Source organism: Hydrogenovibrio sp. (genome assembly GCF_049975065.1).
GTDB lineage: Bacteria > Pseudomonadota > Gammaproteobacteria > Thiomicrospirales > Thiomicrospiraceae > Hydrogenovibrio.
Map to the genome: position 1 here is coordinate 1 of NZ_JBNGDN010000009.1, position 26,022 is coordinate 26,022.

Sequence of the window (26,022 nt, forward strand, 5' to 3'; positions counted from 1 at the left end):
GTGCGGTATTGTCTTGTTTTAAATGCTTATTAAAAAATAACTATTTGTGAATAGTACACTAAGAAAATTGTCTTTTCTAGATAAAATTTGAGATGAATTACGCAGAAAGGGTGCGCGTGTTCGACTGAAAATAGTGATTGCGATTGGGTTGCGTTGTGTGGATTGGGTAAAAATCAACAGCCAGCAAAGCGTCGTTGAGCGGTAGAAAAGCATAACCAATCTCAAGTTGTCGCCCAATTTGTCGCCTAATAGATATGCTGTGATGCAAACCGCCAGGCCTAGCGGTTTTGTTGGTAATCAATTGGTATTCCGTTAATGAACCTGTTTAAATGAGTTCACTGGATTCAATGCAGGATTAAACGATATGGCGGTGTTTTCGATTCATCTTTTCCCGATTTGGGTGTTGATTTTTTCGGTGTTTGCGTTTTTGGCACCGAGTTTTTTTATTGAGTTGAAAGGTGCGATAGTGCCGTTGTTGATGGCGGTGATGCTGGGCATGGGGATGACGTTGCGCTGGGCGGATTTTCGTCGGGTTCGCACCCATCGGTGGGCGATTGTGCTTGGCGTGAGCGTGCAGTTTTTGGTGATGCCGCTGGCGGCGTTGGGTTTGGCGAAGCTGTTTGCGTTGTCGCCGGCGCTGACGGTGGGGCTGATGCTGGTGGGGGCAACGGCGGGCGGCACGGCGTCGAATGTGATGACGTATCTGGCGAAAGGGGATGTGGCTTTGTCGGTCAGTATGACTTTGGTTTCAACGCTTTGTGCCATAGTGTTGTTACCGTTTCTAACCTGGTTCTATTTAAATGAAACCGTTGCGGTTCCCGCGTGGGAGTTGTTGTTGAGTTTGCTGCAGTTGATTTTATTGCCGGTTTTATTGGGCGTGGCGTTGAACCATTTCTTTCCGAAACCATTGGCGTTAATCCAGCCGGTGTTACCGGTGTTTTCCATGTTTGCGGTTGGGGTGATTGTGGCGATAGTGGTGGCCTTGAATCAGGCGCAGCTGCATTCTTTGGCCTGGACGCTGGCGCTGGTGATTGTGTTGCATAATGCGATTGGGTTGCTGTCGGGCTACAGTTTGGCGCGGTTATTCGGGTTTGATGCGCGGGTGGCGAGAACGGTGGCGATTGAGGTGGGGATGCAGAATTCCGGCTTGAGTGTGGCGCTGGCGTTGAAATATTTCGGCGCGGCCAGTGCGTTGCCGGGGGCATTGTTCAGTGTGTGGCACAATATTTCCGGGTCGCTTTTGGCGGCCTTTTGGCAGCGCAAGGCGCGTGATTAGGATTTGTTTCGGCCGGTGGGAAGGGTTTGCACGAAACTTTCACTTTGCCCAGGCCTGGTGGAATGTTATTCTGTGCGAATGTGAATTGTTTTTATTGGTTGGGCAAGAAAAGAAGATGTGGAACGAAACCTACGATACCGAGCACTATGTTTACGGCACCGAGCCGAACGATTTTTTGCGCGAGCAGGCGCATCATTTGCCAAAAGGGCGCGTTTTGTGCCTGGCAGAAGGCGAAGGGCGCAATGCGGTTTTTCTGGCCAAGCTGGGCTATGACGTGACGGCGGTGGATTTATCGCCGGTGGGGTTGCAGAAGGCCGAACGGCTGGCCGCAGAACATCAGGTGGAAATCGAAACCGTCTGTGCCGATTTAGCGCAGTTTGATTTGGGCGAAGAAGTTTGGGACGGCATAGTGTCGATTTTCTGCCATTTACCATCGGACTTGCGCGCGGATTTGTATCATCGGGTGCAAACCGCGTTGAAACCCAACGGCGTGTTTCTGGTGGAAGGTTACACGCCGCTGCAGTTGTCCTACAAAACCGGCGGCCCGCCAGTGGCGGAAATGATGGTGTCGCAACAGGTTTTGCAGCAGGAATTGCCGCAAATGACGTTTCGGCATTTATCCGAGCTGGAGCGCCACGTTGTGGAAGGCACCCATCACACCGGACTGGGGCACGTGGTGCAGTGCATCGGCGTGAAAATGCCATGATCGAGCTTGATTCAAGGAGCTTATAAGCCGCGACTATGGTCACGATTAAAATTCATTGCGAAAATGGTGACCTTGAGCGGTTGTTGTTTTCGCGGATTTCTGTCATTATTGAATCGACACTTTAACGTAACGGAGAAACGGATATGTCTGTTATTAATCAGCTGAAAACCATCCAAGCGGATGCGCACGCTTATTACATTCAATTGCACCAGATTCATTGGTTGGTGCAGGGAATGCGCTTTAAAGCCATGCACGAAATGACCGAAGGCTATTATGAGCAGATGTCGGAATTGTATGACGACGCGGCTGAGCGTCTGCTACAGAAAGGCGCTATGCCGCTGCTGAATCAGGACGAATTAAAAGCGGCCACCAGCTTGGGCGCGTTAAACGAAACCCGTTTTGATGAAAAAGCGGTCTTGGCCTATGTGGAAGCCATGCTGGCGCACTGGATTAAAGCGTTTAAAGCGCTGGCCGAAGCCGCCGAAGCGGAAGACGACCGTGTTACGGTGGCCATGGCCGATGGTCAGTTGGAAACCTTGGAAAAAGACGACTGGATGCTGAAAGCCACCAAAGGCGAAGCGGTGTATCAATAAGCGTCACAAGCTTAGACAAGCCTAATAAGCCCAGTAAGCGAAAAAGCCACGCCTGAACATCGGATTCAAGCGTGGCTTTTTTACTTTCAGGCCTGGCAAAAACCACCAGGCCTGGTCAAACCCGTTACAACCGTGTCAGTGATCGCATTCACCAATGTCTTCATTCCAGATGTCCGGCGATTGTTCGATAAAACGTGCCATGAGGTGTTTACAGCGTTCGTCGTCCAGCAGAATGACATTTACGCCCGCCTCCTTTAACCAATCCAGATGCCCTTCAAAATTGTCGTTTTCGCCGATGACAACGGTGCCGATGCCGAATTGACGAATCAAACCGGAGCAATACCAGCAAGGCGTAAGGGTGGTCACCAGAATCGTGTCGCGATAACAGCGCTGGCGTCCGGCGTCGCGGAAAGCGGCGGTTTCACCGTGAACGCTGGGGTCGTTGTCCTGCACGCGGCGGTTTCGGCCTTTGCCGAGCAGCGGCCCGTTTTGATCGAATAACGCCGCGCCGACCGGCACGCCGCCTTCTTCAAAACCGGCTTGCGCTTCCGCCAGCGCGGGGAGTAATAGTGTTTGGTAATCTAAATTGGTCATCGTGGTCATCGGCACACCTTTGTTGTCTGCATCGATAGTGTAACCGATTCCCAGCCGGTGGGCGATTTATGCTAAGATGCCTGCCTTTATTTTAACAACTTGAGTAGTGAATTATGTCTTATACCACCACACCGGATATTGTCAGTTACGGTCTCGGGCGTCAGTTTGGCGATCAATTGGCGGCCGACCCGTTTGAAGGATTAAATGCCGAAGCCATGGCGCAGGGGTTAATGGATGCCTTGCAAGGCAAAGCCAGCCCAATAGCGGATGCGCAATTCCGTGAAGCCTTTCAGGAAATCAATGAGCTGATGCAAGCCAAAGAAGCCGAGCGCGCGAAAGCCGCCGCGGCCGAAGGCGAAGCCTTTTTGGCCGAGAACGCCCAAAAAGACGGCGTGACCGTGACCGAATCCGGTTTGCAGTTCGAAATTCTGGTGGAAGGGAATGGCGACAAGCCCAGTGCGGAATCGGTGGTGTCCACCCATTATCACGGCACTTTGATTGACGGGCGTGTGTTCGACAGCTCGGTGGAACGTGGTCAACCGGCCGAGTTCCCCGTCAATCGCGTGATTGCCGGTTGGACGGAAGCCTTGCAAATGATGCCGGTCGGCTCCAAATGGCGCTTAACCGTGCCGCACGAACTCGCCTACGGCGCACAAGGTTCCGGCGGAGCCATCGGGCCTTATGAAACGCTGGTGTTTGACGTGGAACTACTGGACATCGTCAGCTAAACCTGACCGAATGCCGGTGATTCTTGAAAACCCGCATCGGCGGGTTTTTTTTCGCCTGAAGGACGAAACCCCGCTTTTGACCAGGCCTGGTCAATTGTCTGTTCGGTCACATTCTGTTCGGCCACATAATCGCACCCTGGTTGGCTTCTATGGTAAAGTTTCGTTATTGATGTAAACGAACTTTAACGAACTTTAACGAACTTTAAAGGGTGCAGCGGTTTGAAAACGAGCTTGAAAAACGTGACATTGATTCCGGTCTGGGTTTGGTTGATTTGGATAAGTGCGCTTGGGGTGACAAAGGCCGATGTCGAGCCGGAGTTGAAAGGCGAGGCGTTGCACATTGCGCTGGTGGAAACGGCGTTGAAATACGATTATTTTAATCAACGGTGTCGCGGTGTCAGTTTGGCTAAAAACGAAGCGCAGGTGAATCGGTTGTTTATCGAGAAATACAATTTAACGGTGAATAACTTTATCAAAGGCTTTATGACCGATGACCCGCGTGAGACGGAAGCCGCCTTGAAAAAATCGCTGTATCAGCAGATTTTTGAGCTGGGCGGCTGCCAGCAAGCGCGCGAAAAAGGCTTGGAGACCCGTTTGAAACAAGATTTTCGTCGATTGTACGAACAGACCGAAACCGAGCCTTGGTTCCCGATTTTGTAATCGCGTTTAAAGCCGTCGGGCTAAGCGTTTTTTCCTGTTATTTTCTTAATAAGGTGTCGAGGTGATTCACCGCATCCGCCCAGTCGGCATCGTCTTCCACCGCTTCTTTTAAAAAAGCCGCTTGTGCCGGATTCCAGAGACTGGCTTCGTGCAGCAGCGTCACTTGCGACAGACGCGGCTGTTTTTGCAAAAAGGCGTCAATCGCCTCATCCGAATTGTCCAAACCCAGTTGTGCGAATAGGGCATTGAGATCGTGTGCGGAAGTTTCCATGCGTGGTTCCTCTTTTCGGTCGGGTTGATCCATTTTACGCCGAGCCGTGTGGCCTTGGCAAACGCAAAACGGCATTCAACCAGGCCTGGTCGAATGCCGTTTATGCAACAGTGGATTAAGCGGATTAAACGAATTAAGCGGTTTTGTCTTTGAACTCACACAGGTCGTAAATACAGCAAGCGCCGCAACGCGGTTTCCGTGCGGTGCAGGTGTAGCGGCCGTGCAGAATCAATAAGTGGTGCGCGGGAATGAGGTATTCTTTCGGCACGTTTTTGAGCAGTTTCTTTTCCACTTCCAGCACGGTTTTGCCCGGTGCGATTTTGGTGCGGTTGGACACGCGGAAAATATGGGTGTCCACCGCCATGGTCGGCTGACCAAACGCGGTGTTGAGCACCACATTCGCGGTTTTGCGACCCACGCCCGGCAATGCCTCCAGGTCTTTGCGGTTGTCCGGCACCTGGGAATTGTGTAGGTCTATCAGCATCTTGCAGGTTTTGATAATGTTCGCGCCTTTGGTGTTAAACAGGCCGATGGTTTTGATGTATTCCTTTAAACCGTCTTCGCCGAGGGCGTAAATCGCTTCCGGCGTGTTGGCGACCGGGAAGAGTTTGGCCGTGGCGAGATTGACGCCTTTGTCGGTGGCTTGTGCCGATAAAATCACCGCAATCAGCAATTCGAACGGATTGGAATAATTCAGTTCGGTTTCCGGCTCAGGAATGGCTTCGGCCAGACGTTGAAAAATTTCAAGGCGTTTTTGTTTGTTCATGTTTGCAGCGTCACTCCGGTTTGATGGGGTTGACCGCGATCTGCACGCCCAGCGCATTCTGTGCCTTTTGGGTGCGGCGTTGTTCGATGGCATTTTTCAAGGCCACCAGCAGACCGAGCCCGATAAAGGCACCGGGCGGCAGAATGGCGAGCAACACCGGCTGAAAGTGATCGGAAAAGTCCAGGCGGATGGCTTGGGCGGCTTCGCCGAACATTAAGTCCATCTGGTCGAACAGGGTGCCGTTGCCGATGATTTCCCGCAAAGCGCCCAGCACCACCAGCACCAGTGCAAAGCCGAGCCCCATGAAAAAGGCGTCCACCAGTGATTTGTCCACGCTGTTTTTCGAGGCAAAGGCTTCGGCACGCCCGAGAATGGCGCAGTTGGTGACAATCAGCGGAATGAAAATACCGAGAATGCCGTGCAGGGTATTGAGGTAGGCTTCCATCATCAGATCAATGGCGGTCACCGCCGAGGCGATAATGGCAATGAACACCGGAATGCGGATTTCGTCGGACACATGGTCACGAATCAAAGACACCAGCACATTGGAGACCACCAGCACCGCCATGGTCGCCAGCCCGAGACCGATGCCGTTAACGGTGTTATTGGTGACCGCGAGCAATGGGCAAAGACCGAGCAGCGCCACCAGCGCCTGATTGTTGTTCCAGAGACCGTTTTGAGCCAGCTTACGATAGTCGGATATGGTGTCGGAAAACGTAGGGGTGGCATTCGCTTGCGTTGTGGCCTCACTCATACAAACTGTCTCCTTTTTGACGAACGTAATTCAATGTTTTGCGAATGGCTTTCACCACCGCGCGGGGAGTGATGGTGGCGCCGGTAAACTGATCAAATTGCCCGCCGTCTTTGCGTACCGCCCAGGCCTGGGCGTTTTCCGCCGTCAGTTGGCGAGCGTTGAAACTGAGTATCCAGTCGGATTTGCGCCGTTCCACCTTATCGCCCAGGCCTGGCGTTTCCTTATGTTTCAGCACCCGCACGCCCGCCACGCGGCCATCGTGGTAAACCGCGAGCATAATGTGGATGTCGCCGCTGTAGCCGTCCGGTGCCACGGTGGTGAGCACCAGCCCAACCGGCTGACCGTCGCGGCGGGCACGATAAATTGTGACCGGTGTATCGGTGCCAAATACCTTGGGGTTGGTGACCTGGAGAGTGTCCCTGAGCAAGTCATTGGTGTATTGATCTGCCGGTAGCAGTTGGTTGATGGTGGCCAGCAGATTCGCTCTTTCGGCCTCTCGAATGGGTTCGTCGGTCAGTTGTTTGGCCAGTAACAGCAAAGTGACCCCCGCAAGGGTGAACAGACTGAGTTTAACGGCAGAGCGCAGCATCTGCTTCCACAGTGACGGCGTTTCACCAGGCCTGGTGGAATTCGTTTCTGGGGTGTTTGATCGTTCCGACACGCGCCTCTCCTAACGTTTATAACCCACCACACGCGGTGGGGTGTATTGGTCAATCAGCGGCACAAACATATTCATAATCAAAATGGCAAAGGCAATGCCGTCCGGGTAAGCGCCCCAGGTGCGGATGACATACACCAGTACGCCGATACCTGCGGCGTAAATCAAACGCCCTATCGGAGTGGCGCTGGAGGTGACGGGGTCGGTGATAATGAAAAACGCCGCCAGCATGACGCCGCCCGTCAGCAGGTGAAAACTGACCGGTGCGTATTGATTGGGGTCGATGGTGTGAAAAATAAAGGCCATCAAGGCCAGAGCGCCTAAAAAGCCGACCGGATATTGCCAGCGAATGGCGCGAGAATAAAGCATCCACAAACCGCCGAGTAAAAATGCAATGTTAATGGCCGCCCAACCGTAAGGGATGCGGTTTTCGTTAAAATTAGCCCCTTCCAGCGAGGTGAAAATCGAGGTGCCTTGCATCAGCGCGGTTTTGACTTCGTTTAAGGGCGTGGCTCCGGTGATTTGATCCAGCCCCAGACTGGCGGGTGTCTGGCCGCTGAAAATCAGTTGAAACGACTCCATAAAGCTGATGTGGTGACCGGAAACTTGAGACGGCAGTGTCCATTGCGTGACCTCGACGGGAAATGAAATCAGCACAAACGCATAGCCGAGCATGGCCGGATTAAAAGGGTTGTAGCCTAACCCGCCGTAGAGGTGTTTGCCAAACACCAGTGCAAAGGTAACGGCCGAGACGATAATCCACCAAGGGGATTCCGGCGGAATGCAGAACACCAGTCCGGTCACGGTAATGACGCCGCTGAGGTCGGTTAAATAAGGCTGGACGGGGCGATGACGCAATTTCAGTAACAGTGACTCGACAAGGATCAGTGTCACGACCGCCAGAGCCCACTGAATGGTGATGCCGAATCCGAAAAAATAAATGTGCGCCATCAGCGCCGGGAAGGCGGCAATTTGCACTTGCAGCATCAGTTTACGCACGCTGCTGTTGTTGTGGGCAAAGGGCGACGTCATCGGGTTCATTGGTCTGTGTCCGGTTGTTGGGTTTGTGCTTTTTTAGCCGCTACGGCTTTCGCTTTGGCGGCAGCCATGGCGGCTTGGCGTTTGTCGGCCGTGGTCGGCGGCGTGGGTTCGGTTGGCGCAGTTTCCGGCTCTGGTACCTTGTCGGCTGCAGGGCTGGCCTGACTTTGCGCAGCCGCTTTGGCCGCCGCGCGTTTTTTGGCTGCGGCCATGGCCGCCGCTTTCGGATCGGGTTTCGGTTTGGGTGTCAGCTTGGGTTCAGCCGCTTGCGTTTCGGTTTGTTTTTCAGCGGCTTGGGTGCGTTTTTTTGCTGCGGCAATGGCTTTTTCGCGTGCGGATAGTTTCGGCGCGGCGGTGCCGCTGTCTTTTTCAGCCGATTTTTGGCGCGCACGCGCCGCCGCTTGTGCCGCCGCGGCGGCGGAAGCCGGTTTTTTTGCGCCAGTCGCACTGTCCGTAGCGGTGTCGGCTTGTTGTGCGGCGGCTTTTTTCTTCACGGCTTCTTTTTTGGCCTTCAGCCGGGCATCGCGTTCCTGCTTTTCACGTTCCAAACGCGCCAGCTTGAATTCGTGACGTTGCTTGGCCAGTTCCGCTGCCTGTTCTTCCTGTTTGATTTTTTTGATTTCGGATTTGGCGAAGCGGTAATACTGCACCAGCGGAATGTGACTGGGGCAGACAAAGCTGCAGCAACCGCATTCAATGCAATCGAACACTTTGAGTTTTTCGACTTTATCGAATTCATGGCTCCGGCTGTGCCAGTACATTTGCTGCGGCAGCAAGTTGACCGGGCAGGCGTCCATACATTCGCCGCAACGGATGCAAGGCAAAGCGTCTTCCAGTGGTTGCGGCGGGTTGGCGAGAATGCAGTTGGTGGTTTTGATGACCGGCACGTGATTGGATTTCATAACAATGCCCATCATGGGGCCGCCTTGAATTAGGGGGTAATTGAGTGGGTGTTTGGGGTGTGCCAGTTGCGCCAGTTCTTCAAATGAGGAACCGAGCAGGGCTTCGATATTGAAAGGGGCTTGCAGCCCTTCGCCGGAAACGGTGACTAAGCGACTGATCAGCGGCTGGCCATAGGTGACCGCATTGCGAATGGCGGCGAAGGTGGCGACGTTCATCATCAGAATGCCGGCGTCCACCGCATGGGTGTTGGCGGGTAATTCCACACCGGTGAGTTCTTGGGTCAGCTGTACCTGGCTGCCCATCGGATACACGGTGGCGACGGTTTCGATTTGGACATCGGTGCCTTTGGCCGCTTTTTGCATGGCTTGAATCGCTTGCGCTTTGTTGTCTTCGATGCCGCAGATAATCTGTTTGACGCCCAGTGCCTCTGCGACAATCAAAGCGCCTTGTATGATGTTTTTCGGCTGGGTTTGCATCAGAACATCGTCACAAGTGATGAAGGGTTCGCATTCGGCCCCGTTGATTAACAAGTATTGAATCTGGCCGCGCTGTGATGGAATTTTGGCAAAGGTCGGGAAGCCCGCGCCGCCCATGCCGACAATGCCGGCGCGATGCACCAGCGCCTTGAGTTCATCCGGCGTTTGCGGGTGGGAACCGTCTACTTGCAAGGCGTTGTCAATGGCCTCATCCTGACCGTCGGTTTCAATGACCAGACATGCGCCCTTGAGGCCGGACGCATGAGGAAGCGTGCGGTCTTCAATGGCGATGATGGTGCCGGACGTCGGCGCGTGAATCGGTGCGGCTAACCCTTTTTCGGTGTCGGCCAGTAGTTGATTTTTGCGCACGCGATCGCCGACCTGAACCCTGGCTTCGGTGACGACACCAAGGTGCTGCTGCAATGGCAACACCAGGGTTTTGGGAATGAAGACCGGCTTGAGCGGATGGCGCAAGGACATGGATTTGTGGTAACGCGGAAAAACGCCGCCGTGAAAACGATAGAGGCCGCGCTTCGCCATGGGGTAAATCTTGGCCAGAAAGCGCAGGCTGGCGTTTTTGAGTGCGTTGAGGCTGGAAATGCGGGTTGTCATGGTTCAGCCCTTTTGACCGAGTGTTTGAATCAAAGGTTCTTCGGCTGCCGCCGGTTCCGGCCACGCCCAGGTTTGCGGGGTTGGTTCTTCCGCAATCATGTCGATGCAATCGACCGGACAGACGGGTACGCATTTTTCGCAGCCGGTGCATTCGCTTTCAATCACGGTGTGCATCATTTTGGTGGCACCGACAATGGCATCCACTGGGCAGGCTTTGATGCAGTGTACACAGCCGATGCAGAGGTCTTCGTTGATTTTGGCCACTATTTTGACCGACGTGTCGGTGGGGGTAGCATCCATTTCTTTGGGCTCTCGATGCGTGATTTCGGCGATTTGAATCATCACTTCATGTCCACCGGGTACACACAGGTTGACCTCGGATTCGCCCTTGGCTAAGGCTTCGGCGTAAGGTTTACAGCCGGGAAAACCGCATTGCCCGCACTGGGTTTGTGGCAGCACTCGATCGATTTGTTCGGCGACGGGGTTGCCTTCCACCTTGAAGCGAATGGCGGCATACCCCAGCAGCAAGCCGAACAGAAGGGCCAAGCCCAAAAAAATCAATAACGCGCTTATCATTTGACCAAACCACCGAATCCCATAAAGGCCATTGACATTAAGCCGGCGGTAATCAAGGCAATTGGCGCGCCCTGAAACGGTTTGGGCACGTCGGCGAAAGCGATGCGCTCACGAATCGATGAAAATAGAACCATTACCAGGGTAAATCCGACGGCGGCGCCAAACCCGTAGAAGGCGGATTCCAGAAAATTATGGCGTTCGCCGACGTTTAATAGGGCCACACCCAGTACGGCGCAGTTGGTGGTGATGAGCGGGATGTAAATCCCCAACACCTGATAGAGTACCGGACTGGTTTTATGAATCGCCATTTCGGTGAAACCGACCACGCCGGCGATGGCGAGAATGAAGCCGATGGTTTGCAGAAATTCCAGCCCGAAGGGCACCAATAGATAGGTGTTGATGAGGTAACTTAAAACGGACGACAGCGTCATGACGAAGGTGGTCGCCAAGCCCATTCCCAAAGCGGCATCGGTTTTTTTGGACACGCCCATAAAGGGGCACAGACCCAAGAATTTAACGAGGACGAAATTATTGACCAGGACTGTGCTGATAAGAATGAAAATGTATTCTGTCATAAGCAGACCATTTGTGACCGTTTTATTGACCGTTTAAATTTATTTGACGCGCATACCGGGGGTGGCACCGTCGTCCGGGTTGAGCAGGAAGAGATCCTGGCCGCCTGGGCCGGCCGCCAGCACCATGCCTTCCGACAAGCCGAAACGCATTTTGCGCGGTTTCAAGTTGGCGACCATCACCGTCATTTTGCCGATCAGGTCTTCCGGCTGGTAAGCGGACTTGATGCCGGCGAACACTTGACGTTCACCTAGGCCGATATCCAGCGTCAATTTGATGAGCTTATCGGCTTCCGGTACCTGTTCGGCATTGATAATTTTAGCGATGCGTAAATCAATTTTAGCAAAGTCGTCAAATGTGATTTCATCGGCCAATGAATCCAGAGAATTGGAGCCATTCGGCGTGTCGGTTTGGTTGTCCGCTTTTTGTGACGTGGCTTTCGCTTGCGTTGGTTGTGCTTTCAAGTCTTTCTTGGAGGCATCGATCATTTTCTCGATGGCGTCCATGTCCACACGGGTCATTAAGGCTTTGAACTTGGTGATTTCATGGCCCATCAACGGTGTTTGGATGGCATTCCATTGGTAGTCGTCCAATTTCAGGAAGCTGGCCGCTTGTTCGGCGGTGGCCGGAATGACTGGGGCCAGATACGTCATCAGTACGCGGAACAGATTGAGGCCAAGGCTGACGGATTCGTGCAGCTCGGCTTCTTTACCTTCCTGCTTGGCTAAAACCCAAGGCGCGGTTTCGTCGATGTATTCATTGGCTTTGTCGGACAGTGCCATGGTTTCACGCATGGCTTGGGCGTATTCGCGTTTTTCGTAGAGTTCGGCAATGGCATCCGCCATGTCGATGAACTCTTTATATAAGGCGCTGGCCGGTTTTGACCAGGCCTGGCAAAGTTTCCCATCGAATTTTTTCACCACGAAACCGGCACAGCGGCTGGCAATGTTCACCACTTTCCCCACCAGGTCAGAATTCACACGTTGGGCGAAGTCTTCCAAGCTCAGGTCGATGTCGTCGATGCGGCTGTTGAGTTTGGCGGCGAAGTAATAACGCAGGTATTCCGGGTTCAAGTGCTTCAAGTAGGTGTTGGCCATAATGAAGGTGCCACGGGATTTGGACATCTTTTGTCCGTCCACCGTGAGGAAACCGTGCGAATAGATGGCCGTAGGGGTGCGGAAACCGGCACCGGACAGCATCGCTGGCCAGAAAAGGGCATGGAAGTAAATGATGTCTTTGCCAATGAAGTGGTACAGTTCGGCCTCGGAGTCGGCTTTCCAGAAGGCATCGAAATCCAGGCCTTTGGCCTCGCACAGCGCTTTGAAGCTGGCCATGTAGCCGACGGGCGCATCCAGCCAGACATAGAAAAATTTGTCTTTTTCGCCGGGAATTTCAAAGCCGAAGTAGGGCGCATCACGGGAAATGTCCCAGGCACGCAGGCCGGACTCAAACCATTCGTCCAATTTATTGGCGATTTGGGTTTGCAGGTGACCGTGATGTGTCCAGTCTTTCAGCATGTTTTCGAAGTGAGACAGTTCGAAAAAGAGGTGTTCGGTTTCTTTTTCCACCGGGGTGGCGCCGGAGACGACGGATTTCGGGTCGATGAGTTCCGTTGGGGAGTAAGTGGCACCGCACGCTTCGCAGTTGTCGCCATACTGGTCTTCGGCTTTACATTTCGGGCAAGTACCTTTGATGAAGCGGTCCGGCAGGAACATTTCTTTTTCGGGGTCGTAGAACTGCTTGATGGTTTTACGCGAAATATGCCCTTTGTCGTTCAGTTGGTTATAAATGTAGCTGGCGAAATGCTTATTTTCCGGCGAGTTGGTGCTGTGATAGTGGTCGAACTGGATATTGAACCCGGCGAAGTCGGCCTGGTGTTCTTCCGAAACACGGGCAATTAGCTCCTCCGGTGTGATGCCTTCGGCTTGCGCGCGCAACATAATCGGGGTGCCGTGGGCATCATCGGCGCAAACATAATAACACTCGTGGCCGCGCAGTTTCTGAAAGCGTGCCCAGATGTCGGTTTGGATGTATTCGACAAGGTGGCCCAGGTGAATCGGGCCGTTGGCGTAAGGCAAAGCACTGGTAATTAATATTTTTCTTCGATGACTCATTTTCTCGCTCGGGTGTTGGTTGGGGCGGATAATCAGCCCTGGGTGTTAAAGACGTTTCGGCACGTTTTTGGCACAAATTCATGAAACATTCGGGTTAAGCTTTCAGTGCTTGGTGACAAACCTCTTTTCGCGTGTCTTCCTGCACGGTCGTGGAATTATAAGCTTTTTTTAATCAATTTTCTCCTCTTGCCGGACTTTTCCGCTGTGGTGGCGCTGACTTGCGCATCATCTAACGTTAAACCTAATGATGTGTGATTGATAATTTTTATGAAACAAGCTGCAAACTGTCTCTGAATTCGGTGTTAAAATTCGGTAATTCATGTTTTGCATTTGGGCAGCAGGCCTCGTGGTGACCCTCACGTTCAAGCGACTCGGGTCAGACGCCATTTTCGCTCCGAAAAGCCAATCAAAAATAGAACAGAGAGGATAGGAATGAGTTTAACAAGTGATGTTTCCGCAGGTGTGGTCACGATTCACGTTGAGGGGAATTTTGACATTGGTTGTTACGATGATTTTAATAGAACCTTGAATGAAAACCTGAACAGTGCCTCTTTATTTGTGATTGATATGGAGCAGGCCACTTATATGGACAGCTCGGCGCTGGGAATGCTATTGCTGTTGCGTGAGAAGCTGGGCGGACAGTCGTCAAAAATCGAGTTTGTGAATGTGAACGATGATGTCATGAAAATTTTGCAAGTCGCCAAGTTCGATCAGCTGTTTGTCATTCACCCCTAAACGACCCATGTCCCGGACTCAATGGCTTCGATTCTAATTTTAGACCCGTCTTCGTCCAATCGGCTTTTTCTGCGGTTAACCTTGGAAAAACAGGGTTATCAGGTTTTTGAGGCTTCGGATGGACTGGAAGCGCTCAGACTCTTCGAGTCTCAGCGTCCTTCGTTGGTTATCACCGAAATTTCCCTGCCCGTTTTATCGGGTGTCGATCTGGTTCAGAGAATCAAGCTACTGGCGCAGGACACCTTTGCGCCGGTGTTTGTGGTGACGCACGAATTCAAGCCGGAGAGCATTCGCCAGATTTTGTCGCTTGGAGCCGACGATTTTCTGCAGAAACCTTATCCTGAAGAATTGCTGTTGGGCAAAATCGCTTCTTTGTTACGCAATGTGTCTTTTTATGAAGATTTGAAAAAGTCCAAAGAATTGGTGTCTTCCCTGCATATGGATTTGGCGTTGGAGCATAAATCGGCGGAGCGCATTTTTGAAAAATTTGTGCATGGGCCGCGTCAGCAGATTCCCGGGCTGGAAGCACACATTTCACCGGCATCGATTTTTAACGGAGATGTGTTTTTGTCCACGGTGACCCCGGCTGGTAATGTTTTAACCCTGCTGGGGGATTTTACCGGACATGGATTGCCGGCGGCCATTGGTGCGATTCCGGTGGCGGAAGTGTTTTATTCGATGGTGAAAAAAGGCCGTACCCTCAAAGAAATCATTCATGTCATTAACGATAAACTGAAAACGATTTTACCGTCTCATATTTTTTTCAGTTGCATCGCGATTAAGATTTTTCCAAACCACAAATCAGCGAGTATTTTAAATGCCGGTATGCAACCGGTGGTGATGCTGGATCAAGCCAGTGACGAGGTCAAACTGTTTGAATCCAAGTCGTTGCCGTTGGGGGTGTTGGATAGTTTCGAACTGGATGTGCAATTTGAAAAAAGGTCTTTGAATGGAAAGGAGATATTTGTCTTCTACACCGACGGTATCGTTGAGGCGATGAATGACGAAAATGAAGTGTTTGGCGTGCCGCGATTGGTTGAGACCCTGAAAAGGAGCGCGATCAGCACAGAGGCGCTGGTGACGGCGGCACAGGATTTTTGCCAGGGCTGCGTGTTTAATGATGATGTCAGTATTATCAAATTAACGGTTGAGGAGATTGTTCAAAAAGCCAATCCCATGATAATGTCAGCGGTGTCCAGCCAAATACCGCCGCCGTCCGAGTGGTCTTTGAAATACCGCTTTTGCGCGACGAACCTGAAACAGAACCCGCAACCCATTGAATCCGTTGTCGATGCCATTATCGGTGTTCAGCCGATTACCCCTTGTAAAGAAGACATCTTTATTATTCTATCCGAGCTGTTCAATAATGCTTTGGAGCATGGCGTCTTGCAGCTCGAATCAAGTTTGAAACAGGGCGAAAACGGTTTTCTGGCGTTTGCATTGGCAAAACAAGACGCTTTGAGAACGCTTGAAAAGGCCGCTGTGTGCATTGAAATTCACCATGAGGTGCTGGATTCGGATTCGGGGCGTTTGCGTTTTGTGGTGACGCACACTGGCCAAGGGCGTGCGCAGATGGAGGAGGTTGCGATGAATCGTTGCGATAAAATTTTCTCCGGTCGCGGTCTCACCATTGTGCGTTTTCTCTGTGCAGATTTTGTCTTTGAAGAAGGCGGTGCCCGTGTGGAAGCGGCTTATGATTGGAAACGAATCCATGACAGAACATAAGATATTAGTGGTCGATGATGATTCGCGGCAGATCGAAGTCTATTTGACGACCTTCTGCCCGAGAAGGCAGGCGAACCCGCTCAAAAAATTTGTGGATGCGGCGTTGGACGCCCCGCAAACGTCATCTGCCGTGCCGAATTGCCCTTATCATGTGATTCAGGCGCAGCAGGGTGAGGAGGCCATCGACATAGCGCGAGAAGCCTTAACCTCCACCGACCCGATTAAAGTGGCGTTTGTGGATATGCGAATGCCACCCGGCATCAATGGGCTGGAAACCGCTAAACGACTTCGGCAGTTGGATGAACGCATCTACATTGTCATTGTCACCGCCTATTCCGATTTTGATTTAACCCAGATCGCCGAGGAAATTCAGGAAAATATCCTGTTTGTGCGAAAGCCGTTTCAATCCGAAGAAGTGGAGCAGATTGCCCGCAATTTTGTGCGCGCTTGGCAAAAAGATCGCTCGCTGGAGCAGCTGCAGTGTCGGTTGGAAAGCAAGGTGCAAAGCAACTTGTTTGAAGCGACCCTGTATGAAGTGTCGAACGGTTTACTGACGATGTTAGCAGACAAAATCAATGCGCAAGCAGGCCTGGTGAGTTATCTGAAAAATCAATTTGATGTGCCTGAGTCGCAACAAAGCGATTATGAGCGTGTCACCCAGACCGTTTTTGTGGAAGCACAGCAACTGTCGCAAATGGTGCGTTCGTTACAGCGTTTGGGGTTGTCGCATCATAAAGTATCGGTGTTTTCATTAAACGATCTGGTGAGCCATGCGCGTAGTCTGGTACCGGAGTTGGAAGCCTTGCCCGATCAGGTGGCGTTGCAAATGGATTACCACATTTCCTTAGACACCACCTTTCACCTGCCTTACAGCCAGCTGGTTCTGGTGTTGACCATTTTGCTGCGCAATGCTTTGGAAGCGGTGTTTGCTCAGTCCAGTAAGCAGAATGACTATCAAGGGGAGGTGATGCTGCGATTCCGTGAATCTCATGGCATGGTGGAAATTCAGGTGGAGGATAATGGCATCGGCATGGTGGAAAGCGATTGCCGAAAAGCCTTTGATTTGGGCTTTTCACTGAAAAACGATCATGCCGGGGTGGGCTTGAGTCTGGTGCAGTTTTTTGTGGACGCCGTCGCTGGCAGCGTGACGTTAACCAGTGAGGGGATCGGTCACGGTGCCAGCGTCTGCTTACGTTTTCCGTTTAGCTATGAGGAAGCCACTGCTCTGGAAAAGGCCGGAGGTTCTTAAAAGATGGCAACCGATTATCAGGTTGTCTGTCTGACGTCCGCGCCCTACTATCGCGACTTGCTCGGGGAACGATTCCAGCGTTATCTTGTGGTCTGTGATGATCTGGCCGAATTGATTTCCCGATTGGTTCAGGTGCAATTATCGACCCACGCGCCGTTACTGGTGTTTCTGGATGACACCTTGCTACTGGAAGATTCCCGCTTTTCACTTCTGAAACGATTGCACGAATTAAGCCCGACCAGCTATTTTGTTGTGGACTTTTCACGGATGGATGAGGAGGACTTTCGTTTTTATCAGGAGGCCACTCACGATCAGATTGTCTGGCTGGTGCAAGACGTACCAAAGACCTTTGCCCTGCAGCTCATTGAACAGGCGTTGCGCGGGGCGCGCCAGGCCATTGAAACGCGAGACAAGCGTGAGCAGCATCGACAGGCGGTTGCAAAACTGCGCAATCAAAATGCTTTATTCAACGACTTGATCGGTTGGGTTCAGTTTGATGTCGATGGACGGGTGCTGAATGTCAATCGACGTTTTTCTGATGAAACCGGCTGGACTTTAGTGCAGGTGTTGGGGCATTCCATCCATGAAATCGTACTCTGGTCAAATGACGAGGAAGGCGATGGTCTGTATCACGAAGATTTTATTGGGGAAACACGTTACTTCGATGCCAAGGGGCAACAGAAATGGGCGTTCGCCTATGTGAAAAAGTGGCAATGGAACGATCAGCCCGTGCTGTATTATGTGGCGAACGACATTACCGCATGGAAACGACAGCGGCGGCAGCGGCAGTTCGGTACCTATCAGGAAGGCTTGTTAAAAGCCAAAAGCGAGTTGATTCACGATATTGGTAACACGCTTAACAGCATGAATGCCAGTCAGTCTCGCCTAGAAGACGGCATGCGCCAGTTGTCGGAAACGCTGATGTATTTAAAGCACTGGATGGAACGACAAAAAGAAGTCGGCACTGGACCGAAAACGTTTTTGGACTTTTTGGATGCGCTGATTGAGACCTTGCAGCACACTCACGAAATGTTTTTTTCACAAGGCGGTGCCGCTTTCAAACACGGTTTGGATCAGATGATTGAATTGGTGAATCGTGAACAGCAAGGTTTGCAGACCGAGCAGTATACTGAAATAGTGAATTTGTATAATCTGATTCAAGAGCTGGTGAAGTCCAATCAGGCGTTATTGCGCGAAAAATCGATTCGCATGGAGGTGTTGGACATGAATACATCAATCTTTTTGAAGGTGTCGCGTAATCAACTGTATCAGGTGCTGTTGAATCTGGTGAAAAACGCCATTGAAGCCATAGATGTGTCCACAAAGCCGGAGCGGTTGATTACGGTGCAGACCTTCCAAAAGCCGGATGAAGTCCGGCTGATTGTGCATGATTCGGGCGATGGCATTGCCGAAGCCCACCGTAACAAAATTTTTAATTACGGTTTCACCACCAAGCCGAAAGGGTCGGGACATGGTCTGCACTCACTGGCCAATTTTATGGATGCCTGTCATGGCAAAATCGAAGTGACGTCCTCTCATGAAAACGGCACCAGCTTTATACTGGTGTTCCCTACGCAGTAAATGACCCGAGGTTAAGTGGCGCGGCCCCGACCGTATTTTACTCAGCGATTTTCAACAACGATTTTCGGAAAAGCGGCGGAATAATCACGACGCTTTGAGGCAATTTGTGCACTGATTTGATGGGCGATGTGGCGGTATTTCTGGCTGATGTCGCTGGTGGGCGCCGCCGTCACCGTCGGTTTACCCTGGTCGGATTCTTCGCGGATTCTCCGCTCCAGCGGCAGTGCGCCTAAAAAAGGTACTTGGAATTGTTCGGCCAGACGTTGTCCGCCGTGTTCGCCGAAAATCGCCTCTTCATGACCGCATTGACTGCAAATGTGCGTACTCATGTTTTCGACAATACCCAGGATTGGGATCTTAACTTTTTCAAACATTTTTAGCCCTTTACGAGCATCAATTAAAGCCACTTCCTGAGGTGTGGTCACAATCACCGCACCGGTGACTGGGATTTGCTGCGACAAGGTCAGCTGCACATCGCCTGTGCCGGGCGGCAGGTCGATGACCAAGTAATCCAGAGCTTGCCAATTAGTTTCATTTAACAGTTGGGTTAGGGTCGAGGTGACGATGGGGCCGCGCCAGATCATGGGGTCATCCGGGTTGATGAGAAAACCGATGGACATCAGTTGCAAACCGTAAGCTGAAAGCGGTTCCATGCTTTTGCCGTCGAGCGTTTGTGGCTTGTCGTGAACGCCCAGCATGGTTGGAATGCTGGGGCCATAGATGTCGGCGTCCAGCAGCCCCACGCGAGCGCCTTCCTGTTGCAGCGCCAGCGCGAGATTGACGCTGGTGGTGGATTTGCCAACACCGCCTTTGCCGGACGCGACCGCTAGGATGTTTTTCACGTCGGCTAAGGGTTGAATGCCGCCTTGAACCGCATGCGCTTCAATATGGGTGTGGAAGTCAATGCTGACCGATTCAATGCCGTCCAGCGGTAACAGGGCGTGGGTGAGCTGTTGCTCTAACGCGGGCCAGAGGCTTTTGGCGGCAAAGGGCAGGTGCCATTCAAACGACAGTTTTTTTTGACTGAGTTTGAGGTTTTGCAGTTGTTTGGGGCTGAACGCCTCCGACTCGATACCGTCCAGATGGATGGACTCCAGTACGGCTTCCAGAGCGTTGCGTTGGGTTTCGGAAAGATTTGTTTGACCGAATAATTTATTCAATAGGCTCATGAGGGGTTCCTTGCATAAGTGTCCGGTATTCGTTGAAATGACCAGGCCTGGCGAATTCGTGCAAACCGGATTAAGACAGTAGATCCAGCTGCCGGTCTTCCGCTTGACCGTCTTGGGTGATCCGGCTGGCGGTCGGACCCTGTTGATTACGGTATTTGGCATCGGCGCGTTTGTTGTATGGCTTGATGGCGGCGCTGGACAGGGTTTCAAAGTTAATGGCGCAGATGTCCATACCGGGTCGCAAGGCCAGTGGCAGCTTGCCGCTGTTGTAGATTTCCAAGACGATTTGCCCCTGCCAGCCCGGGTCGATGCGGTGCGCGGTCACGTGTACCATTAAACCCAGGCGCGCTAGGCTTGAGCGTCCGTCCAGCCAGCCCACGAGATCGTCTGGAATGGAAATGGACTCATGCGTGGACGCCAGCGCCAGTTCGCCCGGATGGAGAAAGAAGGCCTGACCTGCTTCAATCACAACCTCATCGCCCATGATTTTATCCATCATCGCCTGCATTTCGTGGGTTTCGCCGCTCAGATCAATAAACGGTGCTGTGTGGTCGTTAAAGACGCGAAACTTGTTCGCCAGCCTTAAATCGACACTGATGCCTTTGATTTTGCTTTGTTCCGGCATGGGATCAATGCCGATCTTGCCGATTTTAAGGTGCTGAATAATGTCTCTGTCGCTTAGTTTCATGGGGTGGCCGGTTTTTGATTCAGTTCAAGTACGATTTTACGGTCTTCTTCTTTATTGAAAATGACGATTTTAGCCGGAAAAAAGTCCATTTCCGGTAGAACCCAGAGTTGCGCATCGATTTTATCGTTGTGAAATGCAAATCGTTGTGTGGGCACGGCTTCTGCAAAAGGCAGGTCGATGCGTTCGTTTTGGTTCTGTTCGGTAAACTGGATTTTCTGCTGAATTTTGTCGTCCTGCAAGTAGAAATCCGTTAAAGAGCGGTTGTTGAGCAGTTGGTATTGAATTCCATAGGCCAACGAAATGACATCGTAAAGATGCGTCTGTTCCGGCCAGAAGGTTTGTTTTTCAACGTATTCGATTTTGTGAATATCCGCGCGTCGAACCAAGGTGTAGGTTTTGTGTTCCGTTCGATCATCGTATTCGCGCGTGAGAAATTTTTTGTACTCCAGCCATTTGAACTGCTTGTTGGTCTGTTGGAGACGAATTTCTTCGATGGCGGATTCGTTAATAAAGGCTTTCGCCCAGTCGGGTGGAATGGCTTCGCTGGTCAGGCGACAGTCGCCTTGATCACACTGCATTTTCTGGTGTGCCTGGCCGATTTTAAACCCCAGCACCCGTATGTCAAAGGTGGCTTTGAAATCGGGAAGCTGGGCGGCCTGCGCCATCCATGGCGACAGCAGTATCACGCCGAGAAGCAGCCAGGCGGTTGCGCTCAAACGGATGGGAGCCGTTTTCAAAGGCGATGACTTAGGCGTGTTTAGGAAAGGCATCATCGATTTCCGTGAGTTGCAAAGGCTGTGGCAGCGGTGCTTCTTTGTACCAGGCCTGGTTGTTTTGCAAGGCAATGCTTCCCTGTGCCAGCCAATCGGCCACCAGTGGGTAGGCTTGATGTTCGAATCGTTGTACTTTCCGGTGCAGGCTTTCGGCCGTGTCGTGTGGCGAAACCGCGACTTTGGCCTGTAAAATAACCGGTCCGCCGTCGAGTTCCGGTGTGACGAAGTGGATGCTCAGACCGTGTTCGCGATCACCGGCGTCCAAGGCGCGTTGGTGGGTATTCAGGCCTGGGTATTTCGGTAAAAGGGATGGGTGGATATTGAGCATGCGCCCCAAATAATGACGGGTGAATTCCGGGGTGAGAATGCGCATAAAGCCCGCCAAGATCACGCCTTCAGCCTGATGAGCGTCGATTTCAGTCATCATGGCGCGATCAAACGCCTCTCTGGAGTCATAATTTGTATGGTCAATGACTTTTTGGGGAATGTCCGCAAGACGCGCTTTTTCCAGGCCAGCGACATCCGGTCGGTTTGAAATCACCAAAACCAGTTCGTAATCCGCTTGATGGCGGTGATCGATTAAAGCCTGCAGGTTTGATCCCGTTCCGGAAATCAAAACCGCTAGGCGCATTTTATGTGGGGTGCTCATGGTGTCAACCTGTTCCGCCGGACGGCATCAGTGTAATTCAACGTGAGGCGTTTCACTGTCGCTGGCCTCGATGCGACCGATTACGGATACGGTTTCGCCTTGCGCCGTCAGAATATCAATGGCCTGCTGCTGGGATTCGGGGGAGACGATGACCACCATTCCGATGCCGCAATTCAGAGTGCGGTGCATTTCATGGAAGTCCACATTGCCCTTTTCCTGAATCCAGTCAAACACGGTCGAACGCTGCCAGCTTTGGGTGTCGATGACGGCTTGGGTGTGCTCCGGCATGACGCGCGGCAGGTTTTCCAGCAAACCGCCGCCGGTGATGTGCGAAATGGCGTGAATTTCAACCTGCTTCATCAATGTCAGGATTGATTTAACGTAAATGCGTGTCGGTGCCATCAGCGCGTCAATCAGTGGTTGGCCGCCACAGTCCTGCCCAAGATCGGCGGTGTTGACGTCAATGATTTTACGAATCAAAGAGTAGCCGTTGGAGTGAGGGCCGGATGATGCCAGCCCGAGCAGCACGTCGCCAGCTTGCACTTTACGGCCATCAATGAGGTCGGCTTTTTCCACAATGCCGACGCAAAAACCAGCCAGGTCATAGTCGCCGTCGGGGTACATGCCGGGCATTTCCGCGGTTTCGCCGCCGATCAGCGCACAGCCCGATTGTTGGCAGCCTTCACCGATACCGGAGACAACATCGCGCGCAGTGTAGATGTCGAGCTTGCCGGTGGCGTAGTAATCGAGGAAAAACAGAGGCTCGGCTCCCTGTACGATTAAATCGTTGACGCACATGGCCACCAGGTCAATGCCCACTTGGCTGTGTTTGCCGCTTTCAATCGCCAGACGCAGTTTGGTGCCGACGCCATCCGTGCCGGAAACCAGCAGCGGATTTTTGTACTTGTCCATCGGCAGTTCGAACAAGGCGCCAAACCCGCCGAGGGAGTGAGTGACTTCCGGTCTGGCGGTGGCTTTGGCAATGGGTTTGATGGCTTCGACAAGGGCGTTACCTGCATCGATGTCAACCCCGGCGTCTTTATAGCTGATGGATGGTTTCTGTGTTGTCATAGGTATGATTCAAGGCTTACGTACGTTTAGAGACATTGATTCCGGTCTCGGTTGGATAAAAATGCGTTCATTGCGTTCGGCACCGGTGTGTCAGGGTTGCGTTCGTTTGAGACGCAAGAAATTACCGGAGATTTACCGCAAAATCGGATACTATATTGTAACCAAAATTGATGAGGTAAATATGAGAAGTTTTGTCTCGGCGGTTTTTTTTGCGTTGATGACCTTGACGGCCTGCGGTTATGCCGATGATAGCATTGATTTATTTGAAGTCAGGCTGCTTCAGTTGGATGAGGTTGAACAGGGGTCGTCGACCAGCGATATAGATCGTCAGCTGCAGCGAGCCATGCGTATTGAATTGGTGCGTTTGACGGGCGACCCGGGGTTTTTGTCACGCCCCGGCGCTCAGGGGTTTTTGCAGTCGCCGAAACGCTGGTTAAAACACTACCGATTTGAACCCTATCGTGTCGATGGCGTGGTTGTGGGGCGCTGGCTAGTGTTTGAATTTAACCCAGAAGGTTTTTACGAAACCTTTCAAAAACAAGGGCTGGTGATCTGGCCTTTGGCCAATCGACCGACCACCTTGGTGATGGGCTCGCAGCGAGTGGCCGGCACCTTGATCAAGTTGACGACCGAAAGGTTGGGCAACCAGCCGCGATTGGATTTTCGGCCAGAAGCGTCGCAACTGGCCTTGCCGGTCGAAACGCCTGACTTGGCGGCCGCCTGGGTTTATCCGGATTCTACCGGTGTGAATGCGCGGGTGGCTGATCTGCTGCAGACCTCCGATGCCCGCTTTTTACTCAGCTTTCAGGTGGTGGCGACCATTCAAGGCGGTGAGCGCTATCGCTGGCAGTTGTTTGACCGCAGCGGCACCCTTGCCTTGACGGGGCAAGCTCGAAGCACGGAGCTACGGCAGGATTTTTATCAGACATTTGCCGACTTGATTCGATTTTATTCCGCCCGCTATCGAGAACAGGCCACGTTTCTCGGTACACTCACGCTTAAAGTCAGCCGTCTGACCTCTGCCGATGCGTTGATTGAGCTGGAAGCCGCTTTAAACGCGATGAAACCCGTGGTGCATCAAGTTCGGTTGATGTCGGTGCAGCAGAAGATGGCTGAGTTCGAAGTGGTTTATCAGGGGCGTTATGAAGACCTGCTCGCGAAAATACACGCCTTGCCAGGCCTGGTCAATATCCAGGACGATGCGGTGATCGGCTGGGTGCAAGCTGTTTATGAGGCACCTGTTGAACCGTCATTTAACGCAGTCGATGGCGCAGTCGATGATCCGGTCGAATCCGCGATGCCACCGCCTGAGCCAGGTGTCGAGCCGGAAACGATACCGATTGAACCGGCGCAGCCAATCGCACCCGCGTCGGTGATTAACGAGTGAATCGAGCCTCTGAAAACGCTGTGTTTGTGCAATTACCTCTAAAAATCGGTTTACGCGATGAGGCGTCTTTTGATACCTTTGTCACGGAAGATGAGGCCACGGTGCTGGCCTTGAGTCGATTTCAGCAAAGTTTGGCCAGTCGTAACCGACATGAAGCCTTTTATTTGCGCGGTGAGAGCGGTGTGGGAAAAACCCACCTGCTGCAGGCGGCTTGCCGTTTTGTCACCGAGCAACAGCGTACCAGCGTGTATGTGCCTTTAAACGATGAGCGTCTTTCTTTGATACCGGATGTCTTGAACGGTTTGGAAACAATGCCGCTGGTGTGTCTGGACGATGTTGATGCCATTGTTGGCGAGGCCGCCTGGGAAAAAGCCTTGGCGAAGCTGCTGATGCGTTCAAAAGAACTAGGACATCAGGTGGTGCTGTCGGGGCAAGAACCGATGGGCGATTGGCGCTTAGTGACCCGTGTTTTGACGCAAGCTTTGATGGGGGTCTTGCCGATTTCGATTCAGCCATTGCACAATCCGCAGGATCTGGTGATCGCTTTGCAGCGACATTCGGCCAAGCTGGGGTTCAAGTTGCCGTTGGCGGTTGGGAATTATCTTGTCCGGCAATATTCGACTGACTTGCAGGAATTGCTGTCGGTTTTAAAGATTCTGGAACAGGCCACCTTTGTGGAAAAACGGCGTTTGACGCTGCCGTTTGTCAAACAAACGCTGAGTCGAGCCAACCCCGCTTGATGCGATGTCTTTGAGGCGATGAACCATTCGAGCAATAATCGAGTAACAATCGGATAACAAAAAGAAGGAAATACCATGAAAGCGAGTTTGTTTAAAGTACCGTCATGGCTGGCCATGACTTGGTTGGTGATGGCGTTTTTTGCATCCCCCTTGAAAGCTGCGACGAATATCGAATTCGTCAACTTGGAAGGAGAGACGGTCAAACTGTCCGACTTTCGCGGCAAATGGGTGGTGGTGAATTATTGGGCGACCTGGTGTCCGCCTTGTCGAGTGGAAATGCCGGAACTGGGGTTTTTTCACGATGCTCATAAAAATAAGGACGCCATTGTGCTGGGTGTCAACTACGAAGACATTGCACCGGACAAGGTAAAAACCTTTCTCGAACAGGAAGACATTCGCTTTCCGATCGTGCGCGAAATAGGCGGGGTGAACGGCAAAACCACCGCTTTCGGTCCTTTAAGAGGACTGCCAACGACCTATATGGTGTCGCCAAAAGGGGAAGTGGTGGCGGCGCGTACTGGCATGGTGGATCAGAAAATGCTGGAAGAATTTATTCAAAAATACGCTTCTGAATGATCTGAGTTGAGGAGGGAGCATGAAGACCAAAATACAGTTTGCATTCAAATATTGGCGCTTGGCGGTGCATTTGATTTTGAAAACCCGTCATTTCGGTGTGAACAATCTCTGGTGGTCGCAACAGCCGTCCGCCATTGGTTGGCGCTGGTATCAGCAGGCCTGGGGGATTTTGACCATTTGGCCGATTGTGCGCAATTACCAGTCATTGAAGGTGCGCAGTTGTTTGGGTTGGATACCGCAGGCGGATTGCGAAGCGTTAGGGTATCACCAAAGCATTGCGAAAAAAACGGTGCGCTGAGCATGTTGCAGATGGATTTGGAGCAACGGCAATCGGCGCGATTTGAGCGACCGTTTCATGTGACGAATATGGAAGATGAAGCC

General features: G+C 52.1%; 28 protein-coding genes. 13 read left to right on the plus strand and 15 right to left on the minus strand.

What is annotated here, in order from left to right:
* Positions 1–364 precede the first annotated feature (364 nt).
* From ACP5D0_RS02565 to ACP5D0_RS02575, 3 genes are all read left to right on the plus strand, one after another.
* The gene (locus tag ACP5D0_RS02565; protein WP_472363996.1) at positions 365–1,276 is read left to right on the plus strand and encodes a bile acid:sodium symporter family protein; all 912 of its coding nucleotides are present in this window, start codon (positions 365–367) and stop codon (positions 1,274–1,276) included.
* A 115-nt stretch (positions 1,277–1,391) separates the two neighbouring features.
* Positions 1,392–1,982 (plus strand): SAM-dependent methyltransferase, encoded by a 591-nt coding sequence (locus ACP5D0_RS02570; protein ID WP_472363997.1) that lies wholly within the window; start codon positions 1,392–1,394, stop codon positions 1,980–1,982.
* 143 nt (positions 1,983–2,125) lie between these two features.
* Positions 2,126–2,575 carry a Dps family protein gene (locus ACP5D0_RS02575; protein WP_472363998.1) on the plus strand — a complete coding sequence of 150 codons (450 nt, stop codon included), beginning with the start codon at positions 2,126–2,128 and terminating at the stop codon, positions 2,573–2,575.
* 135 nt (positions 2,576–2,710) lie between these two features.
* On the opposite strand, the gene ACP5D0_RS02580 is transcribed toward ACP5D0_RS02575, so the two are convergent.
* Complete coding sequence (locus ACP5D0_RS02580) at positions 2,711–3,178, minus strand: nucleoside deaminase (protein WP_472363999.1); 468 nt, start codon at positions 3,176–3,178, stop codon at positions 2,711–2,713.
* A gap of 104 nt (positions 3,179–3,282) precedes the next feature.
* On the opposite strand from ACP5D0_RS02580, the gene ACP5D0_RS02585 reads away from it, so the two are divergent.
* Both ACP5D0_RS02585 and ACP5D0_RS02590 read left to right on the plus strand, forming a co-directional pair.
* Positions 3,283–3,897, plus strand: coding sequence for an FKBP-type peptidyl-prolyl cis-trans isomerase (locus ACP5D0_RS02585; protein ID WP_472364000.1), 615 nt, complete (start codon positions 3,283–3,285; stop codon positions 3,895–3,897).
* Between the two features lie 219 nt (positions 3,898–4,116).
* Positions 4,117–4,557 (plus strand): hypothetical protein, encoded by a 441-nt coding sequence (locus ACP5D0_RS02590; RefSeq protein WP_472364001.1) that lies wholly within the window; start codon positions 4,117–4,119, stop codon positions 4,555–4,557.
* 37 nt (positions 4,558–4,594) lie between these two features.
* On the opposite strand, the gene ACP5D0_RS02595 is transcribed toward ACP5D0_RS02590, so the two are convergent.
* The 9 genes from ACP5D0_RS02595 to metG form a co-directional block, all read right to left on the minus strand.
* On the minus strand, positions 4,595–4,828 hold the full coding sequence (locus tag ACP5D0_RS02595) for a DUF2789 domain-containing protein (protein ID WP_472364002.1): 234 nt from the start codon (positions 4,826–4,828) through the stop codon (positions 4,595–4,597).
* A 133-nt stretch (positions 4,829–4,961) separates the two neighbouring features.
* On the minus strand, positions 4,962–5,594 hold the full coding sequence (nth, locus tag ACP5D0_RS02600) for an endonuclease III (protein WP_472364003.1): 633 nt from the start codon (positions 5,592–5,594) through the stop codon (positions 4,962–4,964).
* A gap of 10 nt (positions 5,595–5,604) precedes the next feature.
* Entirely contained in the window at positions 5,605–6,348 is a 744-nt protein-coding gene (locus ACP5D0_RS02605; protein WP_472364004.1) for an electron transport complex subunit E, read from the minus strand.
* Positions 6,341–7,009: an electron transport complex subunit RsxG gene (gene rsxG / locus ACP5D0_RS02610; protein ID WP_472364005.1), complete on the minus strand. Its 669-nt coding sequence runs from the start codon at positions 7,007–7,009 to the stop codon at positions 6,341–6,343. The genes ACP5D0_RS02605 and rsxG overlap by 8 nt, the downstream gene beginning before the upstream one ends.
* A gap of 9 nt (positions 7,010–7,018) precedes the next feature.
* Complete coding sequence (locus tag ACP5D0_RS02615) at positions 7,019–8,047, minus strand: RnfABCDGE type electron transport complex subunit D (protein ID WP_472364006.1); 1,029 nt, start codon at positions 8,045–8,047, stop codon at positions 7,019–7,021.
* Positions 8,044–10,035, minus strand: a complete 1,992-nt coding sequence (gene rsxC, locus ACP5D0_RS02620; RefSeq protein ID WP_472364007.1) for an electron transport complex subunit RsxC — start codon at positions 10,033–10,035, stop codon at positions 8,044–8,046. The genes ACP5D0_RS02615 and rsxC overlap by 4 nt, the downstream gene beginning before the upstream one ends.
* Before the next feature lie 3 nt (positions 10,036–10,038).
* Positions 10,039–10,611 carry an electron transport complex subunit RsxB gene (gene rsxB, locus ACP5D0_RS02625; protein WP_472364008.1) on the minus strand — a complete coding sequence of 191 codons (573 nt, stop codon included), beginning with the start codon at positions 10,609–10,611 and terminating at the stop codon, positions 10,039–10,041.
* On the minus strand, positions 10,608–11,186 hold the full coding sequence (gene rsxA, locus ACP5D0_RS02630) for an electron transport complex subunit RsxA (RefSeq protein WP_472364010.1): 579 nt from the start codon (positions 11,184–11,186) through the stop codon (positions 10,608–10,610). The genes rsxB and rsxA overlap by 4 nt, the downstream gene beginning before the upstream one ends.
* A gap of 39 nt (positions 11,187–11,225) precedes the next feature.
* The gene (metG, locus tag ACP5D0_RS02635; protein ID WP_472364011.1) at positions 11,226–13,298 is read right to left on the minus strand and encodes a methionine--tRNA ligase; all 2,073 of its coding nucleotides are present in this window, start codon (positions 13,296–13,298) and stop codon (positions 11,226–11,228) included.
* 432 nt (positions 13,299–13,730) lie between these two features.
* On the opposite strand from metG, the gene ACP5D0_RS02640 reads away from it, so the two are divergent.
* From ACP5D0_RS02640 to ACP5D0_RS02655, 4 genes are read left to right on the plus strand one after another with little or no spacing between them, the layout of a single operon-like run.
* Positions 13,731–14,033: an STAS domain-containing protein gene (locus tag ACP5D0_RS02640; protein ID WP_472364012.1), complete on the plus strand. Its 303-nt coding sequence runs from the start codon at positions 13,731–13,733 to the stop codon at positions 14,031–14,033.
* A 21-nt stretch (positions 14,034–14,054) separates the two neighbouring features.
* Positions 14,055–15,758 carry a SpoIIE family protein phosphatase gene (locus ACP5D0_RS02645; protein WP_472364013.1) on the plus strand — a complete coding sequence of 568 codons (1,704 nt, stop codon included), beginning with the start codon at positions 14,055–14,057 and terminating at the stop codon, positions 15,756–15,758.
* Positions 15,745–17,007 (plus strand): ATP-binding protein, encoded by a 1,263-nt coding sequence (locus ACP5D0_RS02650; RefSeq protein ID WP_472364014.1) that lies wholly within the window; start codon positions 15,745–15,747, stop codon positions 17,005–17,007. The genes ACP5D0_RS02645 and ACP5D0_RS02650 overlap by 14 nt, the downstream gene beginning before the upstream one ends.
* A 3-nt stretch (positions 17,008–17,010) precedes the next feature.
* On the plus strand, positions 17,011–18,588 hold the full coding sequence (locus tag ACP5D0_RS02655) for a sensor histidine kinase (RefSeq protein WP_472364015.1): 1,578 nt from the start codon (positions 17,011–17,013) through the stop codon (positions 18,586–18,588).
* Between the two features lie 41 nt (positions 18,589–18,629).
* On the opposite strand, the gene apbC is transcribed toward ACP5D0_RS02655, so the two are convergent.
* The 5 genes from apbC to purM all read right to left on the minus strand — a co-directional run bounded on the left by apbC (position 18,630) and on the right by purM (position 22,938).
* Positions 18,630–19,757 (minus strand): iron-sulfur cluster carrier protein ApbC, encoded by a 1,128-nt coding sequence (gene apbC / locus ACP5D0_RS02660; protein ID WP_472364016.1) that lies wholly within the window; start codon positions 19,755–19,757, stop codon positions 18,630–18,632.
* A gap of 70 nt (positions 19,758–19,827) precedes the next feature.
* Positions 19,828–20,445: a dCTP deaminase gene (gene dcd, locus ACP5D0_RS02665; RefSeq protein WP_472364017.1), complete on the minus strand. Its 618-nt coding sequence runs from the start codon at positions 20,443–20,445 to the stop codon at positions 19,828–19,830.
* The gene (locus tag ACP5D0_RS02670; protein WP_472364018.1) at positions 20,442–21,218 is read right to left on the minus strand and encodes a DUF2092 domain-containing protein; all 777 of its coding nucleotides are present in this window, start codon (positions 21,216–21,218) and stop codon (positions 20,442–20,444) included. The genes dcd and ACP5D0_RS02670 overlap by 4 nt, the downstream gene beginning before the upstream one ends.
* Positions 21,193–21,867 (minus strand): phosphoribosylglycinamide formyltransferase, encoded by a 675-nt coding sequence (purN, locus tag ACP5D0_RS02675; RefSeq protein ID WP_472364019.1) that lies wholly within the window; start codon positions 21,865–21,867, stop codon positions 21,193–21,195. The genes ACP5D0_RS02670 and purN overlap by 26 nt, the downstream gene beginning before the upstream one ends.
* 27 nt (positions 21,868–21,894) lie before the next feature.
* On the minus strand, positions 21,895–22,938 hold the full coding sequence (gene purM / locus ACP5D0_RS02680; protein WP_472364020.1) for a phosphoribosylformylglycinamidine cyclo-ligase: 1,044 nt from the start codon (positions 22,936–22,938) through the stop codon (positions 21,895–21,897).
* Positions 22,939–23,119: 181 nt separating this feature from the next.
* On the opposite strand from purM, the gene ACP5D0_RS02685 reads away from it, so the two are divergent.
* The 4 genes from ACP5D0_RS02685 to ACP5D0_RS02700 all read left to right on the plus strand — a co-directional run bounded on the left by ACP5D0_RS02685 (position 23,120) and on the right by ACP5D0_RS02700 (position 25,939).
* Positions 23,120–24,325 carry a DUF2066 domain-containing protein gene (locus ACP5D0_RS02685; RefSeq protein WP_472364021.1) on the plus strand — a complete coding sequence of 402 codons (1,206 nt, stop codon included), beginning with the start codon at positions 23,120–23,122 and terminating at the stop codon, positions 24,323–24,325.
* Positions 24,322–25,065: a DnaA regulatory inactivator Hda gene (gene hda, locus ACP5D0_RS02690; protein WP_472364022.1), complete on the plus strand. Its 744-nt coding sequence runs from the start codon at positions 24,322–24,324 to the stop codon at positions 25,063–25,065. Before ACP5D0_RS02685 ends, hda begins: the two co-directional genes overlap by 4 nt.
* 75 nt (positions 25,066–25,140) lie before the next feature.
* Entirely contained in the window at positions 25,141–25,641 is a 501-nt protein-coding gene (locus ACP5D0_RS02695) for a TlpA family protein disulfide reductase (RefSeq protein WP_472364023.1), read from the plus strand.
* Between the two features lie 19 nt (positions 25,642–25,660).
* Positions 25,661–25,939, plus strand: a complete 279-nt coding sequence (locus ACP5D0_RS02700; RefSeq protein WP_472364024.1) for a hypothetical protein — start codon at positions 25,661–25,663, stop codon at positions 25,937–25,939.
* Positions 25,940–26,022: the final 83 nt, after the last annotated feature.

Coding starts and splice junctions, on each gene's coding strand:
- ACP5D0_RS02565 (WP_472363996.1), top strand. CDS start 365: ATGGCGGTGTTTTCGATTCATCTTTTCCCGATTTGGGTGTTGATTTTT.
- ACP5D0_RS02570 (WP_472363997.1), top strand. CDS start 1,392: ATGTGGAACGAAACCTACGATACCGAGCACTATGTTTACGGCACCGAG.
- ACP5D0_RS02575 (WP_472363998.1), top strand. CDS start 2,126: ATGTCTGTTATTAATCAGCTGAAAACCATCCAAGCGGATGCGCACGCT.
- ACP5D0_RS02580 (WP_472363999.1), bottom strand. CDS start 3,178: ATGACCACGATGACCAATTTAGATTACCAAACACTATTACTCCCCGCG.
- ACP5D0_RS02585 (WP_472364000.1), top strand. CDS start 3,283: ATGTCTTATACCACCACACCGGATATTGTCAGTTACGGTCTCGGGCGT.
- ACP5D0_RS02595 (WP_472364002.1), bottom strand. CDS start 4,828: ATGGAAACTTCCGCACACGATCTCAATGCCCTATTCGCACAACTGGGT.
- nth (WP_472364003.1), bottom strand. CDS start 5,594: ATGAACAAACAAAAACGCCTTGAAATTTTTCAACGTCTGGCCGAAGCC.
- ACP5D0_RS02605 (WP_472364004.1), bottom strand. CDS start 6,348: ATGAGTGAGGCCACAACGCAAGCGAATGCCACCCCTACGTTTTCCGAC.
- ACP5D0_RS02615 (WP_472364006.1), bottom strand. CDS start 8,047: ATGAACCCGATGACGTCGCCCTTTGCCCACAACAACAGCAGCGTGCGT.
- rsxC (WP_472364007.1), bottom strand. CDS start 10,035: ATGACAACCCGCATTTCCAGCCTCAACGCACTCAAAAACGCCAGCCTG.
- rsxB (WP_472364008.1), bottom strand. CDS start 10,611: ATGATAAGCGCGTTATTGATTTTTTTGGGCTTGGCCCTTCTGTTCGGC.
- rsxA (WP_472364010.1), bottom strand. CDS start 11,186: ATGACAGAATACATTTTCATTCTTATCAGCACAGTCCTGGTCAATAAT.
- metG (WP_472364011.1), bottom strand. CDS start 13,298: ATGAGTCATCGAAGAAAAATATTAATTACCAGTGCTTTGCCTTACGCC.
- ACP5D0_RS02640 (WP_472364012.1), top strand. CDS start 13,731: ATGAGTTTAACAAGTGATGTTTCCGCAGGTGTGGTCACGATTCACGTT.
- ACP5D0_RS02645 (WP_472364013.1), top strand. CDS start 14,055: ATGGCTTCGATTCTAATTTTAGACCCGTCTTCGTCCAATCGGCTTTTT.
- ACP5D0_RS02650 (WP_472364014.1), top strand. CDS start 15,745: ATGACAGAACATAAGATATTAGTGGTCGATGATGATTCGCGGCAGATC.
- ACP5D0_RS02655 (WP_472364015.1), top strand. CDS start 17,011: ATGGCAACCGATTATCAGGTTGTCTGTCTGACGTCCGCGCCCTACTAT.
- apbC (WP_472364016.1), bottom strand. CDS start 19,757: ATGAGCCTATTGAATAAATTATTCGGTCAAACAAATCTTTCCGAAACC.
- dcd (WP_472364017.1), bottom strand. CDS start 20,445: ATGAAACTAAGCGACAGAGACATTATTCAGCACCTTAAAATCGGCAAG.
- ACP5D0_RS02670 (WP_472364018.1), bottom strand. CDS start 21,218: ATGATGCCTTTCCTAAACACGCCTAAGTCATCGCCTTTGAAAACGGCT.
- purN (WP_472364019.1), bottom strand. CDS start 21,867: ATGAGCACCCCACATAAAATGCGCCTAGCGGTTTTGATTTCCGGAACG.
- purM (WP_472364020.1), bottom strand. CDS start 22,938: ATGACAACACAGAAACCATCCATCAGCTATAAAGACGCCGGGGTTGAC.
- ACP5D0_RS02685 (WP_472364021.1), top strand. CDS start 23,120: ATGAGAAGTTTTGTCTCGGCGGTTTTTTTTGCGTTGATGACCTTGACG.
- ACP5D0_RS02695 (WP_472364023.1), top strand. CDS start 25,141: ATGAAAGCGAGTTTGTTTAAAGTACCGTCATGGCTGGCCATGACTTGG.
- ACP5D0_RS02700 (WP_472364024.1), top strand. CDS start 25,661: ATGAAGACCAAAATACAGTTTGCATTCAAATATTGGCGCTTGGCGGTG.